Source organism: Streptomyces sp. NPDC054783 (assembly GCF_053611725.1).
The window spans coordinates 147534-163797 of the sequence record NZ_JBSHAY010000021.1 but is presented as its reverse complement, the minus strand read 5'-3'; the positions used below and the strand labels follow the sequence as shown (position 1 = coordinate 163797).

The 16264-nt window shown below is 69.0% G+C and carries 15 protein-coding genes, 1 tRNA gene and 4 pseudogenes; 7 read left to right on the top strand and 13 right to left on the bottom strand.

The annotated features are described in order from the left end of the window. Window positions 1–44 precede the first annotated feature (44 nt). From ACWGJ5_RS30900 to ACWGJ5_RS30890, 3 genes are all read right to left on the bottom strand, one after another. Window positions 45–338: a hypothetical protein gene (locus ACWGJ5_RS30900; protein WP_453312922.1), complete on the bottom strand. Its 294-nt coding sequence runs from the start codon at window positions 336–338 to the stop codon at window positions 45–47. A gap of 222 nt (window positions 339–560) precedes the next feature. Next, on the bottom strand, window positions 561–857 hold the full coding sequence (locus ACWGJ5_RS30895; protein ID WP_453312921.1) for a hypothetical protein: 297 nt from the start codon (window positions 855–857) through the stop codon (window positions 561–563). A gap of 217 nt (window positions 858–1074) precedes the next feature. After that, window positions 1075–1545 (bottom strand): hypothetical protein, encoded by a 471-nt coding sequence (locus ACWGJ5_RS30890; RefSeq protein WP_453312920.1) that lies wholly within the window; start codon window positions 1543–1545, stop codon window positions 1075–1077. Window positions 1546–2050: 505 nt separating this feature from the next. Here ACWGJ5_RS30890 and ACWGJ5_RS30885 point away from each other — a divergent pair. Both ACWGJ5_RS30885 and ACWGJ5_RS30880 read left to right on the top strand, forming a co-directional pair. Next, a complete protein-coding gene (locus tag ACWGJ5_RS30885; RefSeq protein WP_453312919.1) occupies window positions 2051–2854 on the top strand; it encodes a hypothetical protein in 804 nt (267 codons plus the stop codon). Between the two features lie 77 nt (window positions 2855–2931). Continuing rightward, a complete protein-coding gene (locus tag ACWGJ5_RS30880) occupies window positions 2932–3213 on the top strand; it encodes a hypothetical protein (RefSeq protein ID WP_228621712.1) in 282 nt (93 codons plus the stop codon). Window positions 3214–3326: 113 nt separating this feature from the next. Here ACWGJ5_RS30880 and ACWGJ5_RS30875 read toward each other — a convergent pair whose 3' ends face one another. The 7 genes and pseudogenes from ACWGJ5_RS30875 to ACWGJ5_RS30845 form a co-directional block, all read right to left on the bottom strand. Further along, window positions 3327–4433 (bottom strand): glycosyltransferase family 4 protein, encoded by a 1107-nt coding sequence (locus tag ACWGJ5_RS30875; RefSeq protein ID WP_453312918.1) that lies wholly within the window; start codon window positions 4431–4433, stop codon window positions 3327–3329. Further along, the gene (locus tag ACWGJ5_RS30870) at window positions 4423–5121 is read right to left on the bottom strand and encodes a sugar transferase (protein ID WP_453312917.1); all 699 of its coding nucleotides are present in this window, start codon (window positions 5119–5121) and stop codon (window positions 4423–4425) included. The genes ACWGJ5_RS30875 and ACWGJ5_RS30870 overlap by 11 nt, the downstream gene beginning before the upstream one ends. 623 nt (window positions 5122–5744) lie before the next feature. Continuing rightward, complete coding sequence (locus ACWGJ5_RS30865; protein ID WP_453312916.1) at window positions 5745–6128, bottom strand: hypothetical protein; 384 nt, start codon at window positions 6126–6128, stop codon at window positions 5745–5747. A 62-nt stretch (window positions 6129–6190) separates the two neighbouring features. Then, window positions 6191–6385: a hypothetical protein gene (locus tag ACWGJ5_RS30860; RefSeq protein ID WP_453312915.1), complete on the bottom strand. Its 195-nt coding sequence runs from the start codon at window positions 6383–6385 to the stop codon at window positions 6191–6193. 376 nt (window positions 6386–6761) lie between these two features. Then, window positions 6762–7721 (bottom strand): D-2-hydroxyacid dehydrogenase family protein, encoded by a 960-nt coding sequence (locus tag ACWGJ5_RS30855; RefSeq protein ID WP_453312914.1) that lies wholly within the window; start codon window positions 7719–7721, stop codon window positions 6762–6764. Window positions 7722–8296: 575 nt separating this feature from the next. Further along, window positions 8297–8428: pseudogene (locus tag ACWGJ5_RS30850) on the bottom strand (GntR family transcriptional regulator); the annotation flags it as partial. A gap of 516 nt (window positions 8429–8944) precedes the next feature. Further along, window positions 8945–10585 carry a molybdopterin-dependent oxidoreductase gene (locus ACWGJ5_RS30845; RefSeq protein WP_453312913.1) on the bottom strand — a complete coding sequence of 547 codons (1641 nt, stop codon included), beginning with the start codon at window positions 10583–10585 and terminating at the stop codon, window positions 8945–8947. Window positions 10586–11004: 419 nt separating this feature from the next. On the opposite strand from ACWGJ5_RS30845, the pseudogene ACWGJ5_RS30840 reads away from it, so the two are divergent. From ACWGJ5_RS30840 to ACWGJ5_RS30830, 3 pseudogenes are all read left to right on the top strand, one after another. Beyond that, window positions 11005–11574 (top strand): annotated as a pseudogene (locus ACWGJ5_RS30840) (replication initiator); the annotation flags it as partial. Window positions 11575–11576: 2 nt separating this feature from the next. Then, window positions 11577–11786, top strand: a pseudogene (locus ACWGJ5_RS30835) (excisionase family DNA-binding protein); the annotation flags it as partial. 114 nt (window positions 11787–11900) lie between these two features. After that, window positions 11901–12092, top strand: a pseudogene (locus tag ACWGJ5_RS30830) (integrase); the annotation flags it as partial. A gap of 300 nt (window positions 12093–12392) precedes the next feature. Here the strand turns inward: ACWGJ5_RS30830 and ACWGJ5_RS30825 are convergent. Both ACWGJ5_RS30825 and ACWGJ5_RS30820 read right to left on the bottom strand, forming a co-directional pair. Beyond that, a complete protein-coding gene (locus ACWGJ5_RS30825) occupies window positions 12393–12644 on the bottom strand; it encodes a hypothetical protein (RefSeq protein WP_453312912.1) in 252 nt (83 codons plus the stop codon). A gap of 105 nt (window positions 12645–12749) precedes the next feature. Further along, window positions 12750–13124, bottom strand: a complete 375-nt coding sequence (locus ACWGJ5_RS30820) for a restriction endonuclease (protein ID WP_453312911.1) — start codon at window positions 13122–13124, stop codon at window positions 12750–12752. A gap of 54 nt (window positions 13125–13178) precedes the next feature. Here ACWGJ5_RS30820 and ACWGJ5_RS30815 point away from each other — a divergent pair, with 54 nt between their 5' ends. Continuing rightward, window positions 13179–13739 (top strand): hypothetical protein, encoded by a 561-nt coding sequence (locus ACWGJ5_RS30815; protein WP_453312910.1) that lies wholly within the window; start codon window positions 13179–13181, stop codon window positions 13737–13739. 178 nt (window positions 13740–13917) lie between these two features. On the opposite strand, the gene ACWGJ5_RS30810 is transcribed toward ACWGJ5_RS30815, so the two are convergent. After that, window positions 13918–13993 (bottom strand) — tRNA-Arg (locus ACWGJ5_RS30810). Between the two features lie 273 nt (window positions 13994–14266). On the opposite strand from ACWGJ5_RS30810, the gene ACWGJ5_RS30805 reads away from it, so the two are divergent. Further along, window positions 14267–15871 (top strand): dynamin family protein, encoded by a 1605-nt coding sequence (locus ACWGJ5_RS30805; RefSeq protein WP_453312909.1) that lies wholly within the window; start codon window positions 14267–14269, stop codon window positions 15869–15871. Window positions 15872–16264: the final 393 nt, after the last annotated feature.

The window sequence follows — 16264 nt, the reverse complement described above, 5'->3', positions numbered from 1 at the left end:
GTCCCGGCCACAGGCCGGGACACCGGGGACGGAGGGGGTGCGCCTTACTTGCCGACGCTGTTGTTGCAGCCCATGGTCGAGCCGAGGGTCGACTGCTGGGCGCCGGCGTTGCCTTCGCCGTTCAGCAGGTTGCCGCCCAGGCCGTTGGCGATGCCGACCTCGCCGAGGATGTCGGCGTTGAGGTCGTGGGACCTGCAGGTGGTGGACTGCAGGACGCTGAAGCGGGGACCGTTGCCGCCCTTGCCCCATCCCTGGTCGGCGTGGGCGGCGCCGGCGCTCAGGAGTCCGACGCTCCCGAGGGCGGCGACCAGGACGGCAGCCTTGCGCAGCTTGTGCATGTCTTCTCCGGTGGAATGAAAGTGGTGGATGCGATCTCTTGGAGATCGACTTCGTGCGGTAATGGAGGCTAATAGGAAATATCCGAAGACAACCAACGACGCGCCGAATTCCGATTTGTTGTCACCCTGAATGCTCACAGGCGCACAAAAAGGTCCCGGCACCGAACCCGAGGCTCGGTGCCGGGACCGTTTCCTGCTTTGGTCGCCGGCGCGGCGGTGCGCTTAGAAGGCGCTGTTGTTGCAGCCCATGGTCGAGCCGATGTGGGTGGCCTGGGCGCCCGGGTCACCCTCGCCGTTGAGCGCGTTGCCAAGCAGGCCGTTGAGGATGCCGACCTCGCCGAGGACGTCCAGGTTCAGGTCGTGCGACTTGCAGTTGGAGCTCTGCAGGACGCTGAAGCGGTCGCCGCCCTTGCCGCCTTCCTTGCCGCCTTCCTGGCCGCCGGCGTGGGCGGTGCCGCCCATGAGGCCGATGCTGCTGACGGCGGCGATCAGGACGGCAGCCTTGCGAAGCTTGTGCATGTCTTCTCCGGTGGAGTGAAGGTGTTGCGATCCGTGGCAGATCGCTTTCTTACAGTCACGGAGATTAATAGGAAATAACCCAAAACGGACAGCGACGCGCCGGTTTCTTGATCTCCCCACAAAAGCACCCGAAAGCCGTATCGCATGAGTGCGGGCCCTTCGTGGTTGTTCCTCGAAGGGCCCGTGCCGGGGGTGGGTGTCCGGCCGTCCGGCGACGCTAGTGGGCGCTGGCGTGGGCGAGCGCGTTCGACTGGGTGTTGGCCTGCGTGCACTCGATGCCGTGGGTCTCGGACGCGGCGAGCAGGGCGACCGGGACGGCGGCGTTGAGCAGGGACTGCGGGCTGCACTCCTGGGACGGACGGAAGAGGTTGGTCTGGCCCAGGCCGCCGCCCTGACCCGGGGCCGCCTGAGGGGAGATCTGCGGGTTGATCTGCGGGCTCAGGTTCGGGTTCACCTGCGGGGTGACGTCAGCGCCCCGCTGCGGACCCGCATACGGGGCCGGTGAGCCGTAACTCTGCACGCTGGCCTGCGAGGAGGTCGCCGAAGCCGCCTGGGCGTCCGGCTGCGAAACGGGGAGCGGAAGTCCACCGCCGTACGCGGGAACGGCGGCGGAGCTCGGGGCGGCGCCGACGGCGGACAGACCCCCGGCTGCTGCGACGACGAGCGCGACCCTGTGAAGCTTGCGCATGAAACCCTCGGCCCTTCATTGACCTGTGCTCGGAACGTATCGGAAATGCTGATGAGTTGGTGCCGGTGGTGCTGTTTCCTGCTGCCCTGTACGGCTGCCACGGACCATCGCCCTGGCCCAGTGGGGAACGAGGGAAGCAGCGGAACGGATACGGATACCCGGCCCTGGTCACCCATTTGCCCCAGGCTCTGTGTGCCTCGGTGTCGCGCCGCGTACTCCTCTGCAATCCTGGTCCGGCGGCATCCGGCGGGTGAAGGCAAATGGGTGACGCGGTTTCGGGCCCCGTGACCGGGGCGGGGGAGAAGTCGTTGCCAGCTGGGAGAGGGCAGCGATCATGGATCTACGGAGGGGCAAGGGAATTCGCTGCCGGCTCCGGCGAAAGTCCGCGTGCAGCCAAGGAGTTACCCCTGTAACGGTGCAGTACGAACATCAGACTGTGCGCACGCGAGACCGCACCGAATACAACGGATTTCCCTGTTCAGGTATTTGAAGGGCCGAGGGTTCCATGCGCAAGCTTCACAAGGCCGCGCTCGTCGCAGCAGCGGCCGGCGGTCTGTCCGCCATCGGCGCCGGCGTCAGTCAGGCCGCCGACTATCCCGCGGGGTACAGCGGCGCCGCTCCAGCGTCGGCTCCCGAGTACCCCGCACCGCAGTACGCGGCTCCGCAGTATCCGCCGCCCCAGTACTCGGCGCCGCCGCAGTACGCACCGCCCCAGTACCCCGCTCCGCAGTACGCGTCGCCCCAGTACCCCGCTCCGCAGTACGCGTCGCCCCAGTACGCCGCTCCGCAGTACGCGCCGCCCCAGTACGCCGCTCCGCAGCCGAGTGGTCCGCAGGCCGAGGCGACGTCCCGCTCGACGGGCACCGCACAGATCGCCGCTCCGCAGCCGCAGCCGTACTCCCCGCCGATGATGCAGGCCGCTCCGCCGGCACCGCCGCAGGAGCATGCCGCCACCGCCTCCGCCACGGCCGTGTCGGGAGGCTACGCGCAGGCCGCCGGCCCGTCGTACGCCCCGCAGCAGGCCGCCGCCCCGCAGCAGTCGGCGCCGCAGGTCGTGCCGCAGGTCAGCCCGCAGTCGGCGCCGGAAGTCATGCCGCGGGTGGCCCCGCAGGTCGCCGTACCGCAGACCTTCGGCGCGACGGACGCCCCGCCGCATGTCGCCCCGCAGGTGAACCCTCAGGTGAACCCGCAGGTGAACCCGCTCGTCAACCCGCTGCTCGCACCGGACGCACCGCAGGCGCCCGGGCTCGGCCTCGGACAGGTCGCGGCGCCTCCCGTCGGCTCACTGGGTCTGCCCCGCGTCGGCTGATCGCCTCGCCGGGTTTCCTCGATCCTCCCCCCACCAGATCTGCCGCGGATCGCATCCGCTAGACCAACGGAGAAGTAATGCGCAAGTTCCAGAAGGCCGTCCTCGTGGGTGCTGCCGTCCTCGGCAGTGTCGGCACCCTCGGCCTCAACACCGCCTTCGCACACGGTGAGCCGGGCCATGACGACCTCGACGTCAACCAGGGCATCGAATGCCGCTCGCACGACATGAACATCGATGTGCTCGGCAGCGTCGGCGCCCTCAACGGCCTGGCCGGCAACGTGCTGAACGGCGAAGGCAACCCGGGTGCGCAGCAGAGCCACCTCGGTTCGGACATGGGCTGCAACAGCAAGGCGCTCTGACCGGCCAACAGCACCCACATGGAAAGCGCCGGACCTTCCCACGACCGCGGGGGAGAGTCCGGCGCTCTTCTGCATGCCGTCCGTGCCGCCGTCCGGCGCGCGCCAGGCATCCGTCACTGGCCGTACACGTACCGCAACATCCTGCGCTGCCGCTCCGGGGTGTGCTCGGCGAACAACCGGTCCAGCCGCGCGCCGCTCTGTTCGCCGGGACCGTGCGTCAGCACGGCGACGGCCGCCGCCGCCAGCTCCCGCGGCGTGTCGACCAGACCGGTCAGGCCCAGCGACTCCAGGGCCGGGATGCGCCGCGCCACCACCGGCCGCCCCAGCCCCACCGCCTCCAGAAGCGTCATCGGCGCTCCCTCCCACAGCGCGGTGTGCGCGTACACGTCCGCCTGAGCGAGCAGTCGCTGCAGGGAGCGGTGGTCCAGCCAGCCGGTGACCGTCACACCGGCCCGCTCCAGTCGCGCACCGTGAGCGAATTCGCCGCCGCCGAGCCAGAACCAGTTGCTCGACGGCATCAGCCGCCGCCCTTCGGCCGCCGCCTCGGCGAAGAAGGCGGGGTCCTTCTGCGGGCACAGCCTGCCGACTGCGGCAACGGTCCGCGGCGGCAGACCGGTGCCGTCGCCGCTGCGCACGCCGGGCTCCGGCCTCTGCCGCGGCGGGGCTGCCGTCGCGGCTTCCTGACAGGGCACCAGGTTGGGTACGTGGACGGCTCGCTGGCGCCTGCGCAGCGAGCGGGCGAGTTCGACCTCACGGGGGCTGACACCCGCCACGGTGCCCGTACGCCTGGACAGCACGCGCTCGACCGAGTGCACCGCCGCCGCAGCGTACCGCGCGAGGTCGCCGCGCTCCATCGCGTAGCAGTGCGGGGTGTAGACGATGCGGTCCGTCGGCACGGCGGGGGCGAGGCGCACATAGCCCCCCGCCAGGGAGGAGTGGGCGTGGACCACGTCCGGCCGCAGCTCACGGAAGAGGCGGCCCACTTCGCGGACGCGCGCGAAGTGGCCGGGCGGCATCCGCCAGACGCCGTCGAAGAGCGCGTCCGTGTCGGCGATCTGGCAGCCGTCGCGCTCGGACATCAGCAGCAGGTGTCGCACCTCCGGAACGGATCGCACATAGTCGCGGACCGCCGTCTGTACCCCGCCGCCCCATGCCTCCGCGACGTGCAGGACGGTGGGCCGCCCGCCGTCCGCCGCCGCGCCGCCCGGATCACCGCGCATTGCTGGTTCTCAGCACGGCGGGCAGCGTGCGCAGCAGGATCAGCAGGTCCAACTGCAGGCTCCAGTGGTCGACGTACCGCAGGTCGAGCCGGATCGCCTCGTCGACCGTGGTGCTCGAGCGGCCCGACACCTGCCACAGCCCCGTCATGCCCGGCTTGACGGACAGCCGTCTGGCACGGTGCTCCGGGGGCAGCAGCTGGTTCTCGGGGCGCACGTTGGGGCGCGGGCCCACCAGCGACATGTCGCCCCGCAGCACGTTGATCAGCTGAGGCAGCTCGTCCAACGAGGTCTTGCGCAGGAACCGGCCGACCGGCGTGATGCGCGGATCGTGCCGTGGCTTGGTGCAGATGGACATCTCGCTGCCGTCGGCCAGCAGCAGCGCCGCCACGTCCACGGTCGAATTGTGATGCATGGTGCGGAACTTCAGCATGGTGAACGACCGCTGCCCCATGCCGTCCCGAGCCTGCCGGTAGACGACGGGTCCTGCACCGCTGCTGACGGCCACCACGAGACCGATGAGCGCCATCAGAGGAAGCAGGGCGATCAGCAGAAGCGCGGAGAGTACGACGTCGAGCGTGCGCTTGGCGCGGGCGCCGGCACGGTCGGCGCGTGTCTCGCCGGTGAGCGGAGGCGGTGAGGTCACCGCCGAGCTCTCGGCGCCGCTCAGCGCCTGAGCTACTCCTACCAAAACAGTACTCCTCACGAATTAGAAGCAAATAATGTGACGTATGCCCCAGAAATGGTGGAGTGGCCGACGCCGCGGACCGGCTGCGACATACCGCGGTCCATTCCGTCGCCGGGGCAAGAACACCCGTACGACGCATCGCGGCCACTGTCGCTCTCGAAGTCCTTGCCCGAGCGGGGAGTTCAGGTTGCTCCGGCTTCGGCGGCCCGTTCCGGCCCCTGGACCCGCCCGAAGAGCCGTCACGACCCACGCCCGGACGTGCCTTCGTCCCGGCTTCGGTTCACACGGATGCGGCCGACCGGCTGTTACGGCCGGTCAGGGGCGGTCGGCGGGTGAGAGGAGGCTGGTGGGCGGCTTGCAGCGTCCAGGAGTACGCCGCCGAAACCGGTGATGGCGCCACCGATGGACACGGTGTCGCCGGCGGATGAGCGGCGCCGCAGTCACCAACTCGCCGCGGCTGCGCACGAGGACCCGCGAGCGCCCGGCGAGCGCCCGCGATCCTCCCGGGCGGGGGCCGCGAGCAGCTCTCGCATCCTCACCCCGCACAGTTCGCGGCCGCACGGCCGGGCCGCCGCAGGTGACCGGACTCAGCCGCAGGTGATCGGACTCAGCCGCAGGTGCCGGACTCAGCGGAAGACGCGTGCGTAATCGGCGCTCAAAGTGATCGGGTCGTCGCTACGCGGGGCGGGGTGGATGTCACCCGAGGAAATCGAGAGATTGACGGTCAGACAAGCCGACCAGTCCGGGTCCACTCCGCGCCCGTCCTCGTAGACAAGGGCGCCGTTGACATACCCGTCGACGCAATCCGTGCCCAGCCGCACACCGATACGCGTCCAGTCCCCGCTGCCCGAGGGGGTGATGACGGCGTAATTCGCGGCGTACCGGACGTGGTTCACCATTTCCAGCAGGTCCGGGGCGTCGGGATGGTATTCGAACACATCGATCTCGTGGCCGCCGCCGACCCAGGTCCACACAGACGGCCAGGCTCCGACCACGGCGGGCAGCTTCACCCGCACCTCCAGGTAGTCGCCGGGCCGCAGACGGAATCCCTCCCGGGACCCCTCCGTGGTGATCAGCCCGGTGTCCCAGGCCGGCCGACCGTTCTCCAAGGTGTGCGGGCCAGGTCGGGCGTGAACGTCGCCATGCCGTCGGCGCCCCGCACGTCGTCGGGATTCACCCAGTCCAGCTTGTAGTACCAGACGATCCCGTCGCTCTCATCGACTTCCTCGGCCGGCCGACTCCCCCTGCCGGGAACGCTCTTCTGCATGGTGAGGGTGGGAGGGCGCCCATCCTGACCGTGTCCGTGGGGCGCGGCGGCACCTCCGTGACATGCCAATGACACCGTTCCCGCCACCATCAGCGCCAGGACGCGACTCGTCGTCCTCACGCGCCGGACCTCCTCCGTCTCACGTTTTCGCCGAGTGGCCTGCGCATTCATGGGCAGCGATCAGGGGCAGTAGATCACGACGCGTGGGTAAGCACCCGTTATGGCCGGTTTCGTCGCTGGGTGTCGGATCGGTGGCAGAGGCGGCGACCGGTTCCGGCTGATCCGGCTGGTCCGGCCGATCGGGCTGGGCCGGATGATTCGGCTGAGCTTGCCGAGCCTGCCGATACGGCTGGACCGGATGATTCGGCCGCGGGGCTCAGGACAGGAGCCGTATCGGGGACCCGGCCAGGTAGGCCTGGATGTCCTCCACCGCCTGGCGGTAGTACGTCGTGTAGTTGGCGTGCGACACGTAACCGAGGTGGGGTGTGGCGAGGAGACGGGGGGCGGTGCGCATCGGGTGGCCGGCGGGCAGTGGCTCGATGTCGAAGACGTCCACGCCGGCACCCGCGATCCGGCCCTCGTGCAGCGCGGCGAGCAGGGCGTCCTGGTCGACGACGGCCGCCCGGGAGGTGTTGATCAGGTAGGCGGTCGGCTTCATCAGGGCGAGTTCGGCGGCGCCGACCAGCCCCCGGGTGCTCTCGCGGGCGGCCACGTGGACGGAGACGAAATCGCTCTCGGCGAGCAACTCCTCCTTGTCGGCGGCGAGTCCGACGCCCGCCTCCTCGGCGCGCTCCTTGCTGAGGCCCGGGGTCCAGGCGCTGACCCGCATGCCGAAGGCGAGCCCGACCCTGGCCACCCGGCTGCCGATCCGGCCGAGACCGAGCAGGCCCAGCCGACGGCCGTGCAGGTCGGCGCCGACGGTGGACTGCCAGGGGCCGTTCGTGCGCAACGCGGTGCTCTCCTCGACGATCCCGCGGGCCAGACCGAGCAGCAGCGCCCAGGTCATCTCGACCGGCGGGGTGCCCGAACTCTCCGTACCGCACACCGTGACGCCCTGGGCCGCGGCTGCCGCGTAGTCGATGACGGTGTTGCGCATACCGGAGGCGACGAGCAGCTTCAAGCGGGGCAGGCGGGCGAGCAAGGAGCCGGGAAAGGGGACGCGTTCGCGCAGTGTGACGACGATGTCGCAATCCGTGAGTACCGCCGCGAGGGCGTCCTCGCCGTCCAGGTGCTCCCGCAGCGAGAAGACCTCCACCTCGTCCTCGATCACCGACCAGTCGGCCAACTCGGTGGCCACACCTTGGAAGTCGTCCAGCACCGCACAGCGAAGTCGCACGTCGTCTCTCCTCCCGGACATCTGTCGCGTTCCACGGATGAAGACAAGTGTCCACCCCTCGGTCGGAGCGGCTGACAGCCGGGCAGGGCGGCCGCTCCGGAACTGCTCGGCGAGGACACGGGAGCGGCACGGACGGCATGGCAAACACCTGAAAGACCGTCGCCGTTGAACAGCTCCGGCCGGGTGATCCGCTCTTTCGCAATGACGGCATCCCGCAGGCCCGGGCGGCCGCGTGTGGCCGGGAACGGTATGGCCGCAGAACTTCGGCACGTATCCGACAGTGACCGCCCGCGAAAACCCGGTCACGCCCGGACCGGCCCGGAGCCGGCCCTTGATCGCAAGGGGGCTTCCAGGGCTCACCCGTATCGATCCTCACCCACCCTCACCAGCAAGAAGCCCTCCCGAAGGGGAGGGCTGAGGGTGGGGCGCCCCCGGCAGACTCGAACCTGCGGCCAAGCGCTTAGAAGGCGCTTGGTGGGACGGGCGTTACACCCACGCTGACCTGCTTCTCTTCCCGTGCTCGGCGTCTCATGGACAAGCCTTCGACATGCATTCGACTGGCGGCAGGGGGAGGGCTAGTGACGGTTGATCGGAATCTCGTAGACAATCTCGCAGTGAGCGGCGGGCACCACGATGTCCGCCGTCTCCACGGGCCGCCCCTGGTCGCTGTAGTACGTCCGCCGGATGTGCGTGACGAGGGCGGCCTGGGCCGCGTCTGCTCGGCTCTGCCTGGGTCGATGGTGTGCGGGATGGGAGCCCCCTGCATCCGCCACGATCGACCCGCAGTCGGCGACGGCGCCTCCTCCATCCCGGTGCCGGCTGATCCCCCGCCGGAGGCACTGTTCTGACAGCCGCGTACGCGGTGATCGACTCATGGCCACCGGCCCTATCCACCAGTGGGCGCGCGTCGGCGCAGCGCGGGCGGAGCGGGCCGGAGGCAGGAGCGGCGCCCGCAGCGGAGCCGGGAGCGCGCCGGCGGAGCGGAGCGGAGCCGGGGCTTGAACCCGTGAAGAAGGTTGTAACTCAGTCGGACCCATGGGGAAGTGGCCTGGGCCTTGGTGGGTTGCCAACCGAACTGCCCGACCTCAGACCGGGGGCGGTAGCGATGCTCTTGCTGCGCGTCCTCCTGAGGTCGCGTTCCCCGGCAGGGCACTGCTCCTGACGTGATGCCGTCCCCGCCGGAATGCGCCGGAGGGGCCGCAGGCATTCCTGGCGGTGTGCCGTCAGATAGGCATTCGGTAACCGTAGAACTCATGGTCCTCGTTGTAGCCGCCCTGCCCCGCGCCGAGATGGGAGAAGCTCTCGACGAACTCGATGGCCCGGATCCACTTGACCTGCTTGAAGCCCAGCTCAAGCTCGTTACGCAGCCGGAGCGGAGCACCGTGTAGCTCGTTGAGCGGCTCGCCGTTCATCTCGTAGGCGAGGATGGTCAGGTGGTGCTGCATGTGCTCGATCTTGTGAGCGTCGTAGTAGACCCCGCCCTCGCCGCCGGAAGCGAAGGAGTAGAACACGGCAAAGCGCGCCTTTGGCAATGGTTGCGCCAGCTTGACGATCTCTCGCATTGGCACACCGCCCCACTTGGCGACGCCTGACCAGCCCTGGATGCAGTAGTGCTGGGTGGTCTGCTCTTGTTTGGGCATCGCCTTCAGCTGTTCGTAGGACAGAGTGACGGGTTTGTCTACGAGTCCGTCGACCCGCAGGCTGTAGTCGCGGAAGTCGTTGTCCCGCAGGTTTGCGTATTCCTGGCTGATCGGCAGCGTGCCGTTGGGCCAGAAGAACGGTGAGATCGCTTCGTCAGGGTAGGTTGCGCGTGGATCCGCATACTCCAGCAGCGCCTTTGCCCAGCCGATGAGAAACCTGCCGGTTTTCTGCACCACCCGCGGATAGCGCAGCGTGAGTGGCGATGCGGCCCACCAGATGACCACCACGATGGCCATCCAGATGATGTACAGCCACCATCCGGTCCAGGAGTCGGCGTTCATGCCGGTGGTGATGTGGTTGAGGTTCTTGAGCAGCCCGGTGATCCAGACCATGACGGTGTGGATGAAGATGAACCCAACAAAAGTTACGAGCGCCATGAAGTGGACGATGCGGGCCGTCTGGCGGTTGATCCGGCCCCAGCCCAGCCCGAACTTGGCGGCGATGGCCGGCGCCTGCAGCAGGCCGGTGATGAACGCCAGTGGCGCGGCGATGAAGACCACAGTGAAGTAGGCGAGGATCTGCATGCCGTTGTACTGCGTCCAGCCCTTGTTTGCCGGGAAGTTCAGCGACCCGTACTGGATAGCGGTCGAGATGGCATTGGGGATGACGCTCCAGTTCACCGGCACCAGCCGTGCCCACTGCCCCGTGGTGAACAGCAGCACGTAAAACGTCACACCGGTAAGGATCCACAGGAAATCGCAGCTGAAATGCCACCAGCGGGCCAGGCCGATCGAGTGCCGAATCCCCGGTAGGCCGAGCCAGCGAGGCAGGGTGACCGCGTCGTCCTTGGCCGTCCACGCACGCTCTGGCGGTTCCTGCGCCATCCGGTCGGGCGGCACCGGGCCACGCAGCCGCAGCCGCTCCCGGCCGGGCATGCACCCGGCGTCTGTTTGCAGTCGTGGATGGTCGGCCAGGATCTGGATCCCAGCCCGGATGATGAACAGCATGAACAGCAAGTTCAGGAAGTGCAGGACCCGCAGCCACAACGGGAACCCGCTGGTGACTGGCGGCTGGAAGTTGCCCGTCCCGGGATGACTGGCGATCCAGCTCTGCACCGCCGAATAAGTGCGCAACTGCTGGCACACCGCGATCCAGACGATAAGCCCCGCAACACTGACCGGGATCAGCCAGGCGGTGCTGTACCAGCGCTTGCCGATGCGCACTTCCGGGATCCGCGCCCTGACTGGGGGGATCCGCCGCGACCACTCCGCGACGACGACGCGGTCCTCGGCAGAGCTGAGCTCGCTCTCGAGGGGATCGGGGGCGCCAAGGGGGTCCGAACCCGATGCCGCGCGAGCTTCCTTCGCCCTCTCCCTTTTGTCAGGTTGACCAGCAGGTTGGCTCATGAGGACCTCGTCACTCTAGGTAGCTGCGCCGAGGTACTTTATCCGAGATCATCCTAAAATGAGCACTATTAGGCATATGTTGCAGGGCGGCGCGGCGTGGCCGTCGCGGAACAGCCGGCCCGGGCGGTGCGTGCCTGCCCCCGGCTGCGTGCCGCCGTTGTGCGGTGCCGGCCGGGGCCTTCGTGGCCATGCCATCCGGGGCCTCCTGGAAGCCCCCAGCCGCTGGTCCTCGGGCGCGCGGCGCCGTCCACCTCCACGCGGTCATCCGCCTCGACGGCTGGGAAGGCGGAGACACCACACCCCCGGCATGGGCGTCCGCCGATCCGCTCACCGACGCCATCCGGGCCACAGCCACCACCGCGTGTGCCGACGGACCCGAGGTCGACGGGCGGGCCCACCGCTTCGTCTTCGGTCGACAGCTCGATGTCCGCCCGATTCGTTCCGCCGACTTCGACGGCGGCCAGGAGCTGACCGAGCGGGCCGTAGCGGCCCACATCGCCAAGTACGCCACCAAAGGCGCGTCCTGAGCTGGCCGACCTTCGGCTGAGGGCCTGGGCTGGGCCCACATGCTCGGTTTCCGCGGCCACTTCTCTCCACCAAGTCCCGCCGCTACTCCCCACACTCGGCGCCCTTCGCGACGCCCGCGTCGAATGGCGCCGTGCCCAAGCCATCCAATCCGCCCGCAGGACGGCGAAACCACGCTCGTGCTCGCCCACTGGGTGTTCGCCGGAACGGGCCTCAGCACCGCCGAGACGTGGCTGGTCGCCTCACTCGAACCCGCCCCCGGAACGGAAGCAGCGCCCACTACATGGCCGACCGCTACCTGTCCGTCGACGAGGTCGCCGAACTGCTCGGCACATCCGTCCGCTTCCCCTGGAGGTTGGTCGAGGAGCGGCGCATCCGGTATGTGAAGGTCGACCGCCACGTCCGCATCACACAGAGCGCTGTGGACGAGTACCTGGCCGCACGCACGGTCGAGCCGATCAGGCCCAGTGGAACTGGACTTCGGAGGGTCGCCCAATGGCCAACAAGACGGGCAGGCGCCGGCGCTTCGGTGCGGTGCGGCAGTACCGGTCCGGCCGTTGGACGGTGTCGTACCTCGAAGTCGGACGCGGGTGTCCGTGCCGTCGTTCTCCCGGCCCGCTCGGGAGCCGCCCTGATGGATGCGATGGTTCGCGCGGGCCAGTCCACTGAGAAGGCAGCGCTGATCTATCAGCACTCCGACGAGGAGCGGCAGCGGGACGTGGTGGCCGGGCTCGACGGCATGGTCCGCGCCGAGCGTGCGAAGAACCACAACGGGGACCGTGCGCACCACAACGAGTAGCCCACCGGTAGCTGACAACGGCCTTATGGTGCGGTTGGGGTGTTTCCGCTGCACACCGGTCTAGATAACAAAGGACCCCCGGGTCTCTGACCTGGGGGTTTCTCTTGGAGCGGGTGACGAGAATCGAACTCGCGCTCTCAGCTTGGGAAGCTCGAGTTCTACGGGGTCGATGGGCTTGCTGATCTGCAGCGGAACGGCGTCATGGACTGAGGGCACTTCTGGGTGGGTGACCGCTGTTCCCCGTGGTTCTCCGCAGTATCTGGAACGGGTCTGGCACGGGAGCGCGTTCGGGCGGGTTAGTCAGCCTCGCCGCGAACCCGGCACGCCAATGCAGGACCCCAGGTCGGTGGAGGCTGTCAACGAGTGGGCTGCGGCTCTCAGATCGTTCTCCCATCCCGGGAGCTCGTCGAGGCTGATCCATTCGCTGTAGTCCGCTGCCACGGAGAGGAACCGTGTCTCCTCCCGGGTGCGGGCTGCGACCGTCATCGACAGCCGGTCGGCCACGTCTTTGGGGCTCAACTCGCCTTTCGCGAGACCGAAGGCGAGGCTCACGAGGCCCTCGGTGGTCGTTGTTGGTCGCCCTCGGCCACTGTCGAGCGGCCTCGGACGGCCCAGAGACGGCCCAGCATCTCTGTCTCCGAGAGGGGCAGACCAGGCTCAGCGCGTAGGGCGCTTCTTCGGAGGAACCGGGCCGGGGATCACATCCTTGCCGAGATGTTCCTTGATCAAATACTTGAGCTCCGGTCCTTCGATGAGCTGGAGCCGGCCATGCTGACGGGCAAAGTCGTGGCTGGCCCTGCCGAACCACGACGTGGTGATCAGGATGCCTTTGGCAGCGCGCTTGTGCTCAACCACTCCGGCGAGTGCCTGGACGGATTCAACGCCGACGAGCTTGCTGTAGCGCTTGGCCTGGATGATGCACGCACCGTTGATACCAATGCCGTGGACAAGCGGTCCTTGCTGAACCCCGAGCAAGCGGCGGCGATGCTCGACTGGATACGGCGCCGGCCGCGCGGCGGCAAGCGGCTCCACGCCTTCTTCGCCACGCTGTACTGCTGCGGCCCCCGGCCCGAGGAAGCCGTAGCCATGCGCGTGGAGGACGTGACCCTGCCCGAGCCCGATGCCGACGACCAGTGGTGCGAGTTGCTGATCCACACGGCGACCCCGGAGGTCGGCAAGCAGTGGACCGACACGGGGGAGATCCACGAGCAACGCGACCCGAAAGGCCGTGCTGAGGGCGAGACACGCACCGTGCCGGGGCATCCGGCCCTGACGCGCATCCTGCGGCAGCACATCGAGCACGAACAGCTCCAGCCGGGTGATCTGCTCTTCCAGGGGGAGACCGGCGGCATCCTCGCCGGCTCCGTCATCCGTCGGGCGTGGCGCAGCGCGCGTAAGGCCGTACTGCCCCCGCACGTCTTCGACTCGCCCACTGGGCGGCGCGTGTACGACAACCGCAACACGCGCCTGACGAAGTGGCTCAACGACGGCATCCCACCCGCCCAGGTGGCCGAGTGGGCCGGGAACAGCGTCGCCGTGCTCCTGTCGACCTACGCCCGGTGCGTCGACGGGCAGCTGCCGGATCTCAAACGGCGGCTGGAAGCCGCGGGCGACCTCCCGGAGACGGAGGAGCCGGGCGTTGGCTGATCTTCCTCGGGTCGAGAACTTCGACACGTATTCGACACGGCCACCCGCGAAAACCCGGTGACAGCCGGACAGCCCCGGACCACGCCCATGATCACCGAGGGGATGGCCGGGGCTGACCTGTGTCCAGTGAAACCGTGTCTGACCAGCAAAAAGCCCTCCCGAGTGGGAGGGCTGTCAGTGGCGCCCCCGGCAGGACTCGAACCTGCGGCCAAGCGCTTAGAAGGCGCCTGCTCTATCCACTGAGCTACGGGGGCCTGGTGGCGGGACCAAGGATAAAGCTCCCTGTTCCTCGACCCTGTCGCTTCGCCTCCGTGGCTCGATGTGGAGGTTTGGTGAAGCGATCCCGATAATCGCAGGCAGGTACGAATCGTGCACCGCTTTTGGCCTCCGGCGCACCGGGTGTTGTGCACTCGTTATGCCTGGGCTGTGCCCGTGTCCCAGTCATCCCTTGCGTCCTTTCTGTCCCGTCGGCGCGCAGACATGTCTATATGCTTCAGAATCACCCTAAAATTGGGCATTCTTCGCATGTGGTGACCTTGGACGTTCGGCCTCAGCTGCTCGACACACTCTCTGCATTGCGCGACCGTGTCGCCGCCGCACGCTTTCCGCTGCCCCTGCCCGGGGCGCCACGCGCGCGTGCAAACCGCGACGAACTCCTCGCGCAACTCGACGACTACCTGGTACCCCGCCTACGAGAGCCCGAGGCGCCGCTGCTGGCCGTCGTCGGCGGGTCCACCGGCGCCGGCAAGTCGACGCTCGTCAACTCGCTCGTCGGCCGCCGGGTGAGCGAGGCGGGGGTACTGCGGCCGACCACGCGGACGCCGGTGCTTGTCTGCCATCCGGAGGACCATCACTGGTTCGGCGACACGCGCGTGCTGCCCGATCTCGCGCGTGTGTGGGCGACCCAGGAGGACTCCGACGAGCTCCTCCTGACCGGCGAGTCCCCCGCGCGCGTGCTGCGCGTCGAAACCGCCGACACCGTCCCGCGCGGGCTCGCCCTCCTCGACGCCCCCGACATCGACTCCCTGATCGCCGACAACCGCGTCCTCGCCGCCGAGCTGATCTGTGCCGCCGACATCTGGATCATGGTCACCACGGCCGCCCGGTACGCCGACGCCGTCCCCTGGCAGCTGCTGCGCACCGCCAAGGAGTACGACGCCACCCTCGTGACCGTCCTGGACCGGGTGCCCCACCAGGTCGTCTCCGAGGTCTCCCGGCAGTACGGCGCCCTGCTCACCAAGGCCGGTCTCGGCTATGTACCGCGCTTCACCGTGCCCGAGCTGCCCGAGTCCGCCTGGGGCGCCGGTCTGCTGCCCGCCACCGCCGTGGCGCCGCTGAAGAACTGGCTCGCGCAGCACGCCCAGGACCCCGCCGCCCGGGAGCAGGTCATGGCCCGTACGGTCCATGGCCTCCTGGACTCGCTCAAGTCCCGCATGCCCGAGCTGGCCGGCGCCGCCGCCGCCCAGTACGCCGCCGCACTCCGGCTCACCTCCGCCGTGGACACCGCCTACGACGGCGAGCACGCGCGCGTACGCGGCCGGCTCCAGTCCGGCGCCGTACTCGCCGGAGACGCCCTCAAACGCTGGCGGTCCTTCCCCCTGGACTGCACCCCCGGCGAACTCCTCGACGCGCTCGTGGAGAGTCTGGCTGCCCTGCTGCTGTGCTCGGTCACCGCCGCGGACGAGCGCGTCGACGAGGCCTGGCGGAACGAGCCGGCCGGAGCCGACCCGGCCCTCGCCGCCGGCGAGTCCCCCGCGGAGAGCACGGAACACCGCATCGGTCTCGCCGTACGGCGCTGGCGGCGCGAGCTGGAGGAGTACGCCGAGGACGAGGTGCGCGAGCTGGAACGCACCACCGCGCCCGACCCGGAGGCCATCGCCGCCCTGGTCGCCACCGCGCTGCTCGGCGGGCGCCGGGCGCGCAGCGCGGGCGAGGGGCTTGCGCAGCGGATCGGGGCGCACGGCGCGCTGCGGCTGCGCGACCGGGCCGGGCGGCTGCTCAACGAGCACGTGGACCGCGTCCTGCACACCGAACGCGAGCGGCGCCTGGCCCCGCTCGACGCCCTGGACGTCAATCCCGAGCCCCAGGCCGCACTCATCGCCGCGCTGTCCGTACTGCAGAAGGAGAGGTGACCGGTGACCGCCGTCACTGACCAGGAACACACGGATCACACCGACCACATGAGGCACCTGGGACGCATGAGGGACATGGAGCACGGCAGCCACGACAGCGACACCGTCACCGGGCACGGGGAACACGCCGGTCACTTGGAGCCCGGGCGCCTGGAGCGCATGGATCGGGTCGCGTACGGCGCAGGCGTGGCCGAGCGTGCAGAGCGTCCTGGTGACGGCCGGAACGGGGTGGACGAGGTCGGCTGGGCGGGTGAATCCGGCCCCGGGAACGCGGACGCCTTCGGCCCCTCCGGCGCCACGGGCAACAAGGGAATCGTGCGCACCACGAGCACCTCCAGCCTCTCGGAGGTCTATGACACCTCCCCGTTCATCGACATCGCCGACGTCTCGGAG